Source organism: Hafnia psychrotolerans, assembly GCF_014639435.1.
GTDB classification, from domain to species: domain Bacteria; phylum Pseudomonadota; class Gammaproteobacteria; order Enterobacterales; family Enterobacteriaceae; genus Ewingella; species Ewingella psychrotolerans.
In genome coordinates this window covers 1-15,448 of record NZ_BMFZ01000009.1, presented here as the reverse complement: position 1 = coordinate 15,448, position 15,448 = coordinate 1, and the positions used below count along the sequence as shown (strand labels likewise).

At 52.3% G+C, this 15,448-nt stretch carries 14 protein-coding genes; 11 read left to right on the top strand and 3 right to left on the bottom strand.

Annotated features, from left to right (window positions below):
• The first annotated feature begins 149 nt into the window (after positions 1 to 149).
• A complete protein-coding gene (locus IEV89_RS15835) occupies positions 150 to 1,277 on the top strand; it encodes an SLC13 family permease (RefSeq protein WP_188474501.1) in 1,128 nt (375 codons plus the stop codon).
• Here the strand turns inward: IEV89_RS15835 and pdxR are convergent.
• Positions 1,270 to 2,757: a MocR-like pyridoxine biosynthesis transcription factor PdxR gene (pdxR, locus tag IEV89_RS15830; protein ID WP_188474500.1), complete on the bottom strand. Its 1,488-nt coding sequence runs from the start codon at positions 2,755 to 2,757 to the stop codon at positions 1,270 to 1,272. The two genes, IEV89_RS15835 and pdxR, sit on opposite strands and share 8 nt — an antisense overlap.
• A gap of 100 nt (positions 2,758 to 2,857) precedes the next feature.
• Here pdxR and IEV89_RS15825 point away from each other — a divergent pair, with 100 nt between their 5' ends.
• Complete coding sequence (locus IEV89_RS15825; RefSeq protein ID WP_188474499.1) at positions 2,858 to 3,313, top strand: rhodanese-like domain-containing protein; 456 nt, start codon at positions 2,858 to 2,860, stop codon at positions 3,311 to 3,313.
• A gap of 27 nt (positions 3,314 to 3,340) precedes the next feature.
• Here IEV89_RS15825 and flk read toward each other — a convergent pair whose 3' ends face one another.
• A complete protein-coding gene (gene flk, locus IEV89_RS15820) occupies positions 3,341 to 4,390 on the bottom strand; it encodes a flagella biosynthesis regulator Flk (protein WP_188474498.1) in 1,050 nt (349 codons plus the stop codon).
• Between the two features lie 209 nt (positions 4,391 to 4,599).
• Positions 4,600 to 5,508 (bottom strand): DMT family transporter, encoded by a 909-nt coding sequence (locus tag IEV89_RS15815; protein WP_188474497.1) that lies wholly within the window; start codon positions 5,506 to 5,508, stop codon positions 4,600 to 4,602.
• 259 nt (positions 5,509 to 5,767) lie between these two features.
• On the opposite strand from IEV89_RS15815, the gene pdxB reads away from it, so the two are divergent.
• The 9 genes from pdxB (at position 5,768) to purF (ending at position 15,266) form a co-directional block, all read left to right on the top strand.
• Positions 5,768 to 6,895: a 4-phosphoerythronate dehydrogenase PdxB gene (pdxB, locus tag IEV89_RS15810; RefSeq protein WP_188474496.1), complete on the top strand. Its 1,128-nt coding sequence runs from the start codon at positions 5,768 to 5,770 to the stop codon at positions 6,893 to 6,895.
• A 114-nt stretch (positions 6,896 to 7,009) separates the two neighbouring features.
• Positions 7,010 to 8,020 (top strand): aspartate-semialdehyde dehydrogenase, encoded by a 1,011-nt coding sequence (locus IEV89_RS15805; protein ID WP_188474495.1) that lies wholly within the window; start codon positions 7,010 to 7,012, stop codon positions 8,018 to 8,020.
• Positions 8,020 to 8,850, top strand: coding sequence for a tRNA pseudouridine(38-40) synthase TruA (gene truA, locus IEV89_RS15800; RefSeq protein ID WP_188474494.1), 831 nt, complete (start codon positions 8,020 to 8,022; stop codon positions 8,848 to 8,850). The genes IEV89_RS15805 and truA overlap by 1 nt, the downstream gene beginning before the upstream one ends.
• Positions 8,851 to 8,922: 72 nt before the next feature.
• Positions 8,923 to 9,591 carry a DedA family protein gene (locus IEV89_RS15795; protein WP_188474493.1) on the top strand — a complete coding sequence of 223 codons (669 nt, stop codon included), beginning with the start codon at positions 8,923 to 8,925 and terminating at the stop codon, positions 9,589 to 9,591.
• Between the two features lie 274 nt (positions 9,592 to 9,865).
• A complete protein-coding gene (accD, locus tag IEV89_RS15790; RefSeq protein WP_188474492.1) occupies positions 9,866 to 10,783 on the top strand; it encodes an acetyl-CoA carboxylase, carboxyltransferase subunit beta in 918 nt (305 codons plus the stop codon).
• A 172-nt stretch (positions 10,784 to 10,955) separates the two neighbouring features.
• Positions 10,956 to 12,227: a bifunctional tetrahydrofolate synthase/dihydrofolate synthase gene (gene folC / locus IEV89_RS15785; protein ID WP_188474491.1), complete on the top strand. Its 1,272-nt coding sequence runs from the start codon at positions 10,956 to 10,958 to the stop codon at positions 12,225 to 12,227.
• Positions 12,220 to 12,981, top strand: coding sequence for a cell division protein DedD (gene dedD / locus IEV89_RS15780; RefSeq protein WP_188474490.1), 762 nt, complete (start codon positions 12,220 to 12,222; stop codon positions 12,979 to 12,981). The genes folC and dedD overlap by 8 nt, the downstream gene beginning before the upstream one ends.
• Positions 12,982 to 13,225: 244 nt before the next feature.
• Positions 13,226 to 13,717: a colicin V production protein gene (cvpA, locus tag IEV89_RS15775; RefSeq protein ID WP_188474489.1), complete on the top strand. Its 492-nt coding sequence runs from the start codon at positions 13,226 to 13,228 to the stop codon at positions 13,715 to 13,717.
• Positions 13,718 to 13,748: 31 nt separating this feature from the next.
• The gene (gene purF, locus IEV89_RS15770; protein WP_188474488.1) at positions 13,749 to 15,266 is read left to right on the top strand and encodes an amidophosphoribosyltransferase; all 1,518 of its coding nucleotides are present in this window, start codon (positions 13,749 to 13,751) and stop codon (positions 15,264 to 15,266) included.
• The last annotated feature ends 182 nt before the right edge of the window (positions 15,267 to 15,448 follow it).

Sequence of the window (15,448 nt, the reverse complement as noted above, 5' to 3'; positions counted from 1 at the left end):
CATGACGTTGTGAAGTTTTAAATTTCTATGTAAAAAATTTATTTAAATGCGAAACATCGCGGTGCAACTCACTTTTACACTGGCAGGACGCAGGCACTTTCGGTAATGTCAGCACATCAGATAGCCCTCTCTTTATAGTAGAAATCACCATGCGCACCTCTGTTGCACAAACACTGATTAACCCTTTCTTACACGACCGTTTTTTGCACATTCTATTTTTACTGGGTATGGCGCTGAGCCTGTTTCAGCCAGAGAAAATTGTCCAGTTCCCGCAGTTTGTTGACTGGTCAACCATCGTGACGTTAATCGGTTTGTTGATGCTGAGCAAAGGCGTTGAGATCAGTGGCTATTTCGATTTCATTGGCCGCAAGATGATTAGCGCCATTAATAATGAACGTTATCTGGCGCTGTTTTTGGTCGGCGCTGCAGCGCTGCTGTCGACATTTATGACCAATGATGTTGCGCTATTTATTGTCATTCCGCTGACGATCACACTAAAGAAACTCTCCACGTTGCCGGTAACGCGGTTAATCATTTTTGAAGCACTGGCCGTTAACGCAGGTTCCTTGCTGACGCCGATCGGAAACCCGCAAAATATTCTTTTATGGAATCAGTCCGGGCTATCATTTATTGCATTTATCATGCAAATGGCCCCACTGGCCTTGGTCAGCCTATTGGCGTTACTGATAACAACATGGTTCAGCTTTCCGCCAACCACGCTCCAGCGGCTGGAAAATAACGAAGGCAATCCCTACAGAAAGAAGCTGCTGTTCAGTTGCCTGATGATGTACGTGATTTTTATCGGCTGCGTGGACTCTGGTCTGGCGGTCTATGGCTTGTTGGCCGTAATGCTCTGTTTTTTACTGCTGGCCCGACAGGTGCTTATACGTATCGACTGGCCGTTGATCGCAGTATTTATCGCCATGTTTATCGATGTGCGGTTGATCGTAGGTTTGGGATTCGTGCAGGGCGCGGTTGAGCAAATGGGGCTGTTGCCCCCAATGGGCGTTTATGCGCTGGGGATTGGGCTTTCTCAAGTGATCAGCAACGTTCCCGCGACTATTTTGATGATCAACACGGTTCCTGCTAACGCGCTGCTGGCCTATGCCGTCAACGCTGGGGGCTTTGGCTTAGCGATTGGGTCACTTGCCAACCTGATCGCACTGCGCATGGCTAATGACCGCGAGATCTGGCTGAAATTCCACTACTACTCTTTTCCGTTTTTAATCGGCAGCGCTTTGGCTGGTTGGTTCCTGCTGCCGCTGGTGGCTATGTAGCAGGCAGTTTGATGGAAGCCAGTCGATTGACGGCCCTCGTGATCTCGGCGGGTGTCAGAGCAGAAAAGCCGAGCAGCCAGCCGTCCTGATGCTGGGCTGATGTCTCAGTCGCATTCAGAAATAATGGCGACAGGCGGGGTGTTTCAACACCTGCCTGCGCGGCCAGCGTGCTGAAATGCCATTCCTGCCCGGCGGGCAATTGTGTGGCGATCTGCAATCCTCCGGTGGCAACCTGTGGCGTAAGCCAGCCGAGTTTTTGGTTAATTTGTGCAAGTAGGTGATCACGACGACTGTGATAAAGCTGACGGGAAAAACGCAGGTGTGAGGCAAAATACCCGGCTTGCATGAATTCAGCGGTCACGGCCTGCATCAGTTGGGAAGAGTGGCCGTCGCTGACGGTGCGTAGCGTCACCATGGGGGTAACCAGCGCTGGCGGCAAAACGATATAGGCTAAACGAAGTGACGGAAAAAGTACTTTCGAAAAGGTGCCGAGATAAATCACTTGCTGATGTTTATCCAGCCCCTGCATCGCGGGAAGTGGTCGTCCGTCGTAGTGTAGCTCGCTGTCGTAATCATCCTCGATGATCCAACTGCCGTGACGTTTGGCGTAGTCGAGCAGTTGCAAGCGTCGCGGTAAACTCAAGCTGACGCCTGTTGGGTACTGATGAGACGGCGTCAGGTACATAAGGCGTGGCACGGGTAAATCCACCGTCGGGCTGATCCCTTCTTTATCAACCGGAACAGCACAAATGTTGGCACCAGCACTGGCAAAAGCATTGCGTGCCCCAAGGTAACCGGGCTGTTCCAGCCAGACAACATCAGCGGGGTCAATAAGCAGCATCGCCAGCAGTTGCAGCGCCTGCTGCGAGCTGGTGGTGATCATGATTTGTTCTGCGGTGCATAATACGCCGCGTGATTGTTGCAAATAGCTGGCTATCGCTTCACGCAGAGGTGAATACCCCTGCGGGTCACCGTATCCCAGCAGCTGTTCACCCTGTATACGCAGTTGTTTTCCCGTCAGCTGTTTCCAAATTTTCAGCGGAAATACGCGCAAATCCGGTGAGCCTGCCGCAAAAGCCATTGGGTACTGCGGGTCACGACATCCGCCGGTGCCCACTATTTTTTCTCCCCGGACTGACAACCTTGCGAGCTTTGCAGGAGCGGTAGCCTTCTTACTCGGTGCCAAAGGGTGGGGAAGTAATAGGCTGACAAATGTTCCTTTACCAGCATGACGTTGTAAATAGCCTTCGGCTTCTATCTGCGCATAAGCGGCTTCTACGGTGATACGTGACAATTTTAGATCGGCGGCCAACATGCGTGATGAAGGTAGCCTTTGCCCTGTCTTTAGCGCTCCGGTATTAATTGCCTGTCGCAATGCCGCGCACAGGCGATCGCGCAGGCCGAATGTGGCAGTTGAGCCCGGTGCGCTAGCGTTTTCGAACAGAGTGATCAATGCAGCAGATTGCGAGGTGTTGTGCATAATGGGTCTTATCTACTCTTTTTAATTGGCATTAATAGTAAGACCAAAATTAGCGATGATGGAACTGTTTTCAACAGTGAGAATATCAGAGGAAAAATCTATGCTTCAGCCATCTTACGTTTTGAGTATTGAACCCCCTTCGCCCGAGGTCAGTGCGGCCTATTTGCTGTCAAAACTGAGTTTTTATACCGATGCTGCTGACGTGGCGGCCGACTTACAAAATGGTTTAACTCACATTGTGGTTATTGATACCCGTTCTGCTGAATATTATGTACGCGGGCATATTCCGGGCGCAGTGAGTTTTCCACATAAACTGATGACAGCAGAAAGTACGCGGGAACTGAGCAAAGACCGGGTTTACGTGACCTATTGTGATGGGATTGGATGTAATGGTTCGACGCAGGGCGCGTATAAACTGGCAAAACTGGGATTTCGGGTAAAGGAAATGATGGGTGGGCTGGATTTCTGGATCCGCGATCAGCATCCGGTGGCGTTGGGCGAAGAGTGTGGAAACTACACGCTTGACCTCGCCCCGGAAGATTGCGGCTGTGTTTGAACTTGGCCGCTGCGCTTAAAGCATGACTTAAATGACAACCCAAAGCAGCAGCACCACCACAACGAAGGCAATAAACAGTAGCGGTTTACCGCCCAAAGATTGCATGGATGGCGGCAACATGGCAATGAAAGGATTCATGATCGGCTGCGGTTCTGTGCGTGAGACCGTGGTGAAATCGCCATCAATCTTTTCAGGGCGCGGGGTGCGGTCGACGCGCTGGCTGAATAACACGCCGACCAGATCGTTAAGCTGGGCGATGTTGAGAGGCGTCACCGGCGTGGCATTGAAGCGTGATTCAACATACTCGCTGAGCTGCTGAATTTCCTGCGCGGTGGCCGGTTGCTTGAGCACAGTGAGTAGGGTCGTCAGCGTTGGCAGAGCGGTTGGTTGGCTCAGCGCGGCTTTTACCTGCATAAACTGGCTTAACAGCTGAAAATGGCGGGCAGGAATAGCGTCGCCGACTTTTACGCCAACCAGGTTAAACAGCTCTTGCCACAGTTTGGCCGGTGCTTCGCCGGTTGCCGCACTAAGCTTGGTCACCAGCTGTTGCAGGTTATTGTGTTCGGCAGGGAGCAAAGCCCGGTCGGTGATAGGGGTCTGCTGTGGTTGAGGGATCGTCATCTCGCGAGTTTGGACCAGCATGAACACCTGTTGCAGCTGTTCATGGCTCAATTGACTTAACACGGTATGACCAAAGTTCTGGCGAATGAAATCGCTGACGGCCTGACGGTTATTTCCCAGTGGCAAAAGCTCGGTCAGTTGTTGCAGCAGTTGGCGAGTGGAATGACTTTCTTGAGCCTGGGTCAGCTTGCCCTGCAAAACCGTTTCGGCGCGGGAAAAAATCCCAGCGGTCAGTTCAGCGTTGTGTGGCAATGCCAGCTCATGACGTAGCCCGGCCCAAATCTCGGCGGACTTCATGGGCGTCAGCGCCATTAATTTGATGATGAGTTTTTCCAGAGTCGTGCGCTGTGCGGGCGTTAACGGCTGATTTTCACCCGGGCCGGCGGGGACTGTCTGGCCATTCGGCTGTGTCCTGTTGTCGCCAATCGGCGTACCTGGACCACTCAAAGGTTGCATATCACCAGTCCTTCGCTACTAGTTAAACAGCGCAAAGCGCGGAAGCGCCACATCATACCTGCAAACTTACGTAATCGACACTGCGAATCCTTGGCTGAACAACGATTCTTAGGCTTATTTTTTGAGAATTTTGTCTGGTGGCGCGGGAAAGCCATCATCGAGTTAAAAAGAGTATGCCACCCGCAGGCTGGCAGGCGGAAAAAAGGTGTTTAAACTGCCGAATCTTTCTTCGTTACGGATGCTTTGTTGCCAAATAGGGGACGACGTAAACGCTGGGCAATAATGACGCCAACCAATGTTATTCCGCCGCCAATCAGGTGGTAGCTGTGCAACTTTTCATGCAGGAAAAACACAGCAATAATGGCGGTAAAGATCGGTGATAGGTTCATGAAAATAGAAGCTTTATTAGCACCGAGTCTAATCACCCCTTGAATCCAAAGGAAAGAGGCAATGATAGATGCTGGGATCCCAGCAAACAGTACCAAGGGAATATTGTGTGCATTCAGCTCAACGTTGGGCGCCAGTAGGAAATTCGGTAGCAGCAGCAAGACGCCAAAAATAATTTGCACATACAATGACTGCCAGTTGGGCAGAGCGATCGCCCAGCGTTTGGTCAGCACACCATAGAGGGCATAAGACGCTGAGGCGGCGAACATCATCAGTTCGCCATGGCCAATCCCATGTTGCAACAGCTGCGCCGGCTCCCCGGCACTGACTAGCCAGATCAGCCCAACCAGTGATAACACGCCGCCAAGAACAATCCCTATGGTTGGGACTACGCTGAGCACCACCAAACTGATCAGCACCGTCAACAGCGGGATCAGTGAATTGAGAATGCCCATAAAAAGTGCGCTGACGCTGTGTGCGGCGTAGTACGCCAGACTTTGGTAAAGCACCATGCCGAGCAGGCCGAGAATCAACAGCTTCCACCAGTACTGTTTAATCGCCTTGAGATTGCGCAGGATGCCGGGCAAGACAAACGGGGTCAGAGTCAGTAGCGCCAACAGCCAGCGGTAGAAAGAAATTGCCGCTGGGTCGATGACTGAGGCTGCCGCTTTACTGACGACTGCATTTATCGACCAAATCAGCACTGCCAGCAGTGGAAAGAGAACATTCATATTTTTAAATCCGGGGCGTCCAGGATGTCACTATGAACCTATTGTACGGTTATCTCGTTTGTTATTACTATGTTTCCGAAAATTCCCGGGATCACGCCTTATGTTTCTTTAATGCAAGATAAGCCTCGTGCGCCGGCATTGGGATCTGTCGTCATTCGTGGCAAAATCACGCCTATCTTTTTCTGTCCTGTACCCAAAATCATTCGAGCTGCTTGAACGGTGACGGGTAAATCCATGGCACAGCCTGCCGGAGACACACGTGAAAATCCTGGTTGATGAAAATATGCCGTATGCCGTCGAGCTTTTCAGCCGACTTGGCACTGTTCAGGCCGTACCTGGCCGTCCTATCCCACAAGATGCACTCCATGATGCCGATGCGCTGATGGTGCGCTCTGTCACCAAAGTGAACGAGGCTTTACTGGCGGGTAAGCCGGTGAAATTTGTCGGCACCGCCACGGCGGGTACAGACCATGTTGATGATGCCTGGCTGCTACAGCAGGGCATTGGTTTCTCTGCGGCACCGGGCTGTAATGCCATTGCCGTGGTGGAGTATGTGTTCTCGGCGTTGCTGATCCTTGCCCAGCGCGATGGTTTCCAGTTGCGTGATAAAACCGTTGGGATTATCGGCGTTGGCAATGTCGGTTCGCGACTCAACGACCGGCTGCGCGCGTTGGGTGTGCGCACGCTGCTCTGCGATCCACCGCGTGCTGACCGTGGTGATAAGGGTGAGTTTTCCACGCTGGAACAACTGGTGGAAGAAGCCGATGTCCTGACTTTCCACACGCCGCTGAATATGTCCGGGCCTTATGCGACTCACCATATTGTCGATGCCGGTTTGTTGGCACGTCTTCCCTCTGACCGCATTTTGATTAACGCCTGCCGTGGCGAAGTTGTCGATAACGCCGCGCTGCTCGATGCCCTGAACGGGCCGAAAAAACTGACCGCCGTGCTGGACGTATGGGAACCTGAACCGGAGCTGTCGCTGGCTCTGTTGGCGAAAGTGGCTATCGGTACTGCGCACATAGCCGGTTACAGTCTGGAAGGAAAAGCACGTGGTACCACGCAGGTGTTTGAAGCATTCAGCCAGTTTATCGGAGAACCACAAAAAGTGCCGCTTGACGATTTGCTGCCTGCACCGGCGTTTCCGGTGGTCACCTTCTCAGGAGCGCTGAGTGAAGCCAAACTGCTGAGACTTATTCACTTGGTGTATGATGTGCGCCGCGATGATGCGCCGCTGCGTTGTGTTGCGGGTCAGCAGGGCGAGTTTGACAAGCTACGTAAGTTCTATGAAGAACGGCGCGAGTGGTCATCCCTGAAGGTGATTTGTGACAACGTGGCTACTGCTGAGTTGCTCAATAAGCTCGGTTTTACCGCAGTTCAGGGCTGATACCTTAACCTAGACTTAAGCTTTTTTGCCTACAGTGGCGCATTGACGTTTAGTTTCAGGGCGGTCTATACCGCCCCTTGTATTTTGTACGACTCATCTTTGGAGAATACCAACATGTCTGATGGCTGGAATATTGCGCTGCTCGGCGCCACGGGCGCAGTGGGCGATGCGTTACTGGAATTGCTGACTGAACGTCAGTTCCCGGTTGGTGAACTCTTCCCTTTGGCGAGCGAACGCAGCGCCGGTCAGACTATCCGTTACAACGGCAAGAGTCTGCGCGTGCAAAATGCTGCTGAATTTGACTGGTCTCAAGTGCAACTGGCATTTTTTGTCGCGGGTGCAGAGGCTTCGGCGCAGTTTGCTGAAGAAGCGGCGAATCAGGGCTGTTTGGTTATCGACAGCAGCGGACTCTTTGCCATGGAACCCGACATTCCTTTAGTCGTGCCAGGTGTAAACCCTGATTCTCTGGCCCACTACCGCAACCGCAATATCGTGGCGGTGGCCGACAGCCTGACCAGCCAATTGCTGACCGCGATTAAACCGCTGACGGAGCAGGCCGGTTTAGCACGCCTTCATGTTACCTCGTTGTTATCTGTTTCTGCCTTGGGTAAAGCGGCGGTGGACGATTTGGCCGGGCAAAGCGCCAAACTACTTAGTGGTATTCCGGCTGAAGAGAGCCTATTTAGCAAACAACTGGCCTTTAATCTGTTGCCATTGTTGAGCGACGAAGAGGGCAGTGTGCGCCAGGAGCGGCGTCTGGTTGATCAGGTTCGCAAAGTACTGCAAAACGACGGCCTGCCTATTTCCGTCAGCTGCGTGCAGTCGCCAGTGTTTTATGGCCATGCGCAGGTCGTGCATATGGAAGGTCAGCGCCCGCTGTCTGCTGATGAAGCGCGCACTGAGCTTGAACGCATTGACGATATTAACCTCAGCGAAGAGGATGATTTCCCGACTCAGGTAAGCGATGCCTCCGGCAATGCGAATCTGAGCATCGGCTGCCTGCGTAATGATTACGGTATTCCGGAAATACTGCAGTTCTGGTCGGTGGCGGATAACGTTCGCTTTGGCGGCGCACTGATGGCGGTTGAAACGGCTGAAAAACTGATTGGGGAGTATTGGTACTAATGTCTGAAGAGTTAACCCCTGAATGGCAAGCGTCGCCGTCGGTGGCGCGCATTGCGTTGGGGATTGAATATGATGGCAGCGCTTACTTTGGCTGGCAGCGTCAGCCTGATGCCATCAGTGTGCAAGCCTGTTTGGAAAAAGCGCTAAGTCGCGTGGCAGATGTGCCGATCACGGTGTTATGCGCAGGGCGTACTGATACCGGTGTGAGTGCTACCGGTCAGGTGGTGCATTTTGACACGCCTGTGCTGCGCAAAGAGGCGGCCTGGACGATGGGCGTCAATACGCATCTGCCGAAAAATATTTCGGTGCGTTGGATGAGTGAAGTGGCGGAGGATTTCCACGCTCGCTTTAGCGCCAGTGCGCGCCGTTATCGCTATATTATCTACAACCATCGCTTTCGTTCTGCCATTTTACAAACCGGCATTACTCATGTGCACCTGCCTCTGGATGTCGATAAGATGCAGCGTGCTGGTCAGGCGCTATTGGGTGAGAACGACTTTACGTCGTTTCGTGCCTCACAGTGCCAGTCACGCACGCCCTGGCGTTGCATGTTCCATCTTGACGTGAGTCGTCACGGTAATTACGTGGTGGTGGATGTGAAGGCCAACGCTTTTCTTCATCATATGGTGCGTAATATCGTCGGTAGTTTGATTGAGGTTGGTTGCGGCGCACAGCCTGAAAGCTGGATCGCCGAGTTGCTGGCCGCCAAAGATCGTAATTTGGCGGCGGCGACGGCGAAAGCCGAAGGGTTGTATCTGGTGTCGGTGGATTATCCGGACAAATTTGGATTGCCAAAACTGAACATGGGTCCGCTGTTTTTACCGGACTGATACTGTTCTGCTATGTTATTCAACGGTATTTAACTCTGCGCATTTGGGCGCTTAAAAAAGGCGATTAACTAAATGGATTTCATTCACTTTGTCATTGATTTTATTCTCCATATCGATGTGCATCTGGCTGAATTGGTAGCGCAATACGGCGCCTGGGTTTATGGCATTCTATTCTTGATTCTGTTTTGCGAAACCGGGTTGGTGGTTACGCCATTCTTGCCGGGTGATTCCCTGTTGTTTGTCGCCGGTGCGTTGGCGGCATTACCGGGCAATGATCTGAATGTGCATTTGATGGTGTGCCTGATGGCCGTTGCCGCTATTGTGGGTGACGCACTTAATTACACCATCGGGCGGGTCTTTGGGGAGCGCCTGTTCAGTAACCCGAACTCGAAGGTTTTCAGACGCAGTTACTTAGACAAGACACATAAATTTTACGAGAAACATGGCGGGAAAACGATTATTCTGGCCCGCTTCGTGCCGATCGTCCGGACATTTGCGCCGTTTGTTGCTGGCATGGGGCATATGTCTTATCGCCATTTTGCTGCATATAACGTGATTGGTGCGATGGTTTGGGTGCTGCTATTTACCTATGCTGGTTACCTTTTTGGTAACGTGCCGGTTGTGCAGAACAATCTGAAATTATTGATCGTGGCAATTATTGTTCTCTCTGTTCTGCCGGGTGTGGTTGAGATTTGGCGGCACAAGCGGGCAGCGGCGAAGGAAAAACGCCAGCAAGGCTAGTGTGATCCTGGCAAAAAAATGTTTTATAGCGCGTCAGCGTTATCATCAACGGCATTAAACCAAAGACTTTAACCAGTTTTTTATCCACAGCGTCGGACTGTTATGGTTTAATGAGCAACATTTATGGTCTGTTCCTGCGAACAACCCTTCTGCAATCCGACGTGTGAGCCTTTATTCCATCTCGCTTGCAGGTGTTTTTGGGTAGGTTTCAGGGGACTTGTTACAGCATGAACAGCGGACTGGCTTCGGCTGGGTTCAAACAGAAAGGTTATCGATGAGCTGGATTGAACGAATTCTTAGTAAGAGCACTGACTCGCAAACCCGTAAGGCAAGTATTCCTGAGGGTGTCTGGACTAAATGTGACAGCTGCGGACAGGTACTTTACCGCGCCGAGCTCGAGCGCAACCTCATGGTTTGCCCGAAGTGCGACCATCACATGCGCATGTCTGCGCGGATGCGCCTCTTCACTTTTATGGATGAAGGCAGCGAGGTTGAATTAGGTAGCGAGCTTGAGCCTAAAGATGTTCTGAAGTTTAGAGATTCCAAAAAATATAAAGATCGTCTGGTTGCAGCACAAAAAGAAACCAACGAAAAAGACGCCATGGTGGTCATGAAAGGCACGCTGTACGGCATGCCTATTGTGGTTGCTGCCTTTGAATTTGCCTTCATGGGCGGTTCAATGGCCTCTGTCGTTGGGGCGCGTTTTGTTCGTGCGGTTGAGCAGGCGATGGAAGATAACTGCCCGCTGGTCTGTTTCTCCGCCAGCGGTGGTGCGCGTATGCAGGAAGCGCTGATGTCGCTGATGCAAATGGCGAAAACCAGTGCGGCTCTGGCTAAATTACAGGAACGCGGTCTTCCGTATATTTCTGTGATGACGGACCCGACCATGGGCGGTGTTTCAGCCAGTCTGGCGATGCTCGGCGATATCAACGTTGCAGAGCCGAAAGCGCTGATCGGTTTTGCCGGGCCACGCGTTATCGAACAAACCGTTCGAGAAAAACTGCCGCCGGGCTTCCAGCGCAGTGAGTTCTTGATTGAAAAGGGCGCGATTGACATGATCGTTCGTCGTCCTGATTTACGTCCGAAACTGGGGAGTGTCCTGGCGAAGCTAACGGGTCAACCTGAACCGAAAGTCGCTGAAGTCCAGGCCGCCATCAGCGGCAACGCTGCTGATAATCATCAGGATGCCTGATTGACCAGGGTAAAAGCCGGTCAGTCATAACGGAGTGCGTGGGTCTCTCACGCACTTCCGCCAGCGGGCCGTGCTTTTACCTGTTTGTCGCATCTGACAAAGGGACATTGCCTGCTGTCGACGTCAGGTAGTGTCGTGTCTGAGTGAACCTAATACAGGTTGGACGAGACTCATGCAGAATCAACTTATTCCTCAAGCCACGTCGCCTTTGGCCGCGTGGCTTTATTATCTCGAACACCTCCATTCTCAGGCGATAGAGCTCGGACTCGATCGCGTCAAAGCCGTCGCCAGCAAATTGGATCTGTTACAACCCGCACCTTTCGTCTTCACCGTCGCCGGTACTAACGGCAAAGGCACCACCTGTCGGACGCTGGAAGCGATACTTATGGCTGCCGGTTTACGTGTCGGGGTTTACAGTTCACCGCATCTGGTACGTTATACCGAGCGTGTGCGTATTCAGGGTGAAGAACTGCCGGAAAAAGCACATTGCCAATCTTTTGCTGCGCTTGAAGCCGGACGCGGAGATGTTTCTCTAACCTATTTTGAGTACGGCACGTTGTCGGCCCTTCAGCTGTTTAAAGACGCTAAACTTGACGTAGTGATCCTCGAAGTTGGCCTCGGCGGTCGGCTTGATGCCACCAATATTGTCGACGCTAACGTCGCCATAGTGACCAGTATTGCGCTCGACCATACCGACTGGCTCGGTGCTGACCGCGAAAGCATCGGGCGGGAAAAAGCCGGTGTGTTTCGTGGCAATAGGCCGGCAATTGTCGGTGAGCCTGATATGCCGCAGTCGATTGCCGACGTGGCGGCTGAAAAAGGCGCGAAGCTATACCGTTTGGGTGAAAGCTGGCGTTATGAGGTCATGGGCGACAATTGGCGCTGGGAAGTGACGGACGGGAAGTCGTTGGACGACTTACCTGTTCCTAATGTGCCTTTACCGAATGCCGCTACGGCACTGGCGGCTTTGCACTATTCGATGTTGGATATTTCCACAGCAGCGATACGCAGGGGTTTGCAACAAGCCCAATTGCCGGGACGTTTTCAGACGCTGAGTGAATCGCCACGGCTGATTCTCGACGTTGCCCACAATCCACATGCCGCGACTTATTTGGCCGGGCGGCTGAGTGAGTTGCCGCGCAATGGAGGGAAAGTGCGTGCTGTTGTGGGTATGCTGCATGATAAGGACATTGCCGGTACGCTGGCCTGTCTGGAACAACAAATTGATGAATGGTACTGCGCACCGCTGGAAGGTCCGCGCGGTGCCAGCGTAGAAGAACTGGCCGTGCATCTGACACAAGCGCATCAGTTCACGGACGTCGTTAGCGCCTGGCAACAGGCGATGCAGGATGCTGATAGTCAGGATATTGTGATTGTCTGCGGATCATTTCATACCGTAGCGCACGTGATGGCTGCTTTAGACGCGGAGAAAACCAGTGGCTAGTAAGTTTCAAAATCGTCTGGTCGGGACCATTATTCTGGTAGCGCTTGGCGTGATTATTTTACCGGGTTTGCTCGATGGCAAGAAAAAGCATTATGAAGATGAGTTTGCGTCGATTCCATTAGTGCCGAAACCGGGGGATGCGCAAGAGCAGGACGTGGTGCCGCCGGTATCACAGTCGCTACCGGCCCAGCCGCCGGAAGGCGCTGTGGAAGCGGTGCATGGTCAGGGTAATACGGCCACTCAACCGGCCAACTCGGGGCAGGAGTTACCGGATGACGCCGGAGCGCAGTCTGTAACGCCGGTTACCACAAACACGGCGCCACCAAAACAGGTGCAGCCCGTGCGTTCGGCGCCAAACAAGCCTAAGGCCATTGAACCCAAGCCGATGGTGGAAGCCAAACCGATAGAAAAACCGAAGCAAGTTCATTCTAAGCCGATTGAACAACCGAAAGACGTTGAGCCGCCAAAAGTGGAGAACAAACCACAGACGCAAGAGAAAGCGCCAGCTGGGCAGTCCTATGTTGTTCAACTGGGTGCGCTGAAAAATGCGGCGAAAGTGAATGAGATTGTCGCCAGTCTGCGGTTGTCCGGTTTCCGTGCCTACACGGTGCCGAGTACGCCGGTGCAAGGGCAAATTACCCGCGTCTTCGTTGGCCCGGATGCCTCCAGGCAGAAGCTTGAGTCGTCCCTACCAAGGTTGAATCAGATCAGCGGATTGAATGGGCAGGTACGCAGTTATAGCGTAGGGAAATAAGCGGCCTGTTGTAGAATGCTGTGATTAAGTGAGAGGGAAGGGCACGCGTTTTGTGCCCTTTTTCTATAAGATCTTTCATTGAGGATCTTATAGGTTTCTGCGGTGATTGAGGTTTTTTTTATCGCGATTATTAATTTGTTCGACGGGCAGATTTCCGCTACGCAAACGTTTTCTTTTTCTGTTAGAATTCGCCGCGAAATGGTTGCCAGGGCGGACGTTGCTACATTACACACTGGAATAGTTAATGGTCTGGATTGATTACGTCATTATTGCGGTTATCGGGTTTTCTGCTTTAGTCAGCCTGGTCCGGGGTTTTGTTCGCGAGGCCTTATCACTGGTTACCTGGGCTTGTGCCTTCTTTGTTGCCAGTCACTACTACCCGTACCTGGCCATCTATTTCACTCGTTTCGAAGATGAATTGGTTCGAAATGGGATCGCAATTGCCATCTTGTTCATCGCGACGTTGATCGTAGGTGCGATTGTCAACTATGTGATTAGCTCTCTGGTTGAGCGAACTGGGTTGTCCGGCACCGACCGAGTGTTGGGGGTGTGCTTCGGCGCACTACGCGGTGTGTTAATTGTCTCCGCGATGCTGTTCTTCCTGGATACCTTTACTGGCTTTTCACAAAGTGAGGACTGGAAACAGTCTCAGTTGATCCCACAGTTCAGTTATATCATCAGGTGGTTCTTTGACTACCTGCAGAGCACGTCGAGTTTCTTGCCAAAACATCTCTAGTTTTTGGCAGCGCTGATGAGGAAAAGACAACATGTGCGGTATTGTCGGTATCGCCGGTTTCACGCCGGTAAACCAGTCGATTTATGACGCATTAACGGTGTTACAACACCGTGGGCAGGATGCCGCAGGCATCGTCACCATTGATGCCAATAATAATTTCCGTTTACGGAAAGCCAATGGCTTGGTGAGAGATGTGTTCGAAGCACGGCATATGCTACGCTTGCAGGGCAACATGGGTATTGGCCATGTTCGTTACCCTACGGCTGGCAGTTCCAGTGCTTCTGAAGCCCAACCTTTTTACGTCAACTCCCCGTTCGGCATTACCCTCGCCCATAACGGTAATCTGACCAACGCACACGAATTGAGAAGTAACCTGTTCGAAGGCCAACGTCGCCACGTGAACACGACTTCCGACTCTGAAATTCTGCTCAACATTCTTGCCAGTGAGCTTGATCGTTTCCGGCATTATCCGTTGGAAGCTGACAACGTGTTCGCCGCCGTAGCAGCCATGAATCTGAAAATCCGCGGCGCGTATGCGTGTGTGGCGATGATCATCGGTCATGGCATGCTGGCGTTCCGTGACCCGCATGGTATCCGCCCGCTGGTTATTGGCAAACGTACACTGGAAGATGGCCGTAACGAGTACATGGTGGCTTCAGAAAGCGTTGCATTGGACACCCTGGGCTTTGAGTTTCTGCGTGACGTTGCACCGGGTGAAGCCGTGTACATCACCGAAAAAGGCCAGTTGTTTACCCGCCTGTGTGCTGAACACCCTCAGTACAATCCGTGCCTGTTCGAATATGTTTATTTCGCGCGTCCTGACTCCTTCATCGACAAAATTTCCGTCTACAGCGCCCGCGTGCGCATGGGGCAGAAACTGGGGGCTAAAATTGCCCGCGAATGGGAAGATCTGGACATCGATGTAGTCATTCCGATCCCGGAAACCTCCTGTGATATCGCGCTGGAAATCGCCCGCATCCTTGACAAGCCGTATCGTCAGGGCTTTGTGAAGAACCGTTACGTGGGACGCACTTTTATCATGCCTGGTCAGGTGGAACGCCGTAAGTCGGTACGCCGCAAGCTGAACGCCAACCGTGCCGAGTTCCGTGATAAAAATGTCTTGCTGGTGGATGACTCTATTGTGCGCGGCACGACATCTCAGCAAATCGTTGAGATGGCACGTGAAGCGGGAGCAAAACGGGTTTATCTGGCGTCAGCGGCACCGGAAATTCGTTTCCCGAACGTTTATGGCATCGATATGCCGAGCGCCAACGAACTGATTGCCCATGGTCGCGAAGTCAGCGAAATCAGGCAGATGATTGGCGCTGATGCTCTGATCTTCCAGGATCTGAGTGATCTGATCGACGCGGTGAAAGAAGACAACACAGATATTGAGCATTTCGAGTGTTCAGTCTTTGATGGCGTCTATGTCACCAAAGACGTTGACCAGAACTACCTTGAGTATCTTGAATCTCTGCGTAACGATGATGCTCAGGCGTTACGCGGTCAGCAGGAAGCTGAGAATCTGGAAATGCATAACGAAGGCTGATTTTTAACCAAGTCTTTCGCGGCGCGTGCCGTCCGGTGAATTAACCTGGCGGGCGCGCTTAATAAGATGGTCACCCCCACCCTGTGAGCGGTACGCTGGCAGGGTGTTTTTCTTTCTGAAGGGGATCATCATGCAAAACGTTACGCTCATCGGTATTGATCTCGGCAAGCATTCGTTCCATG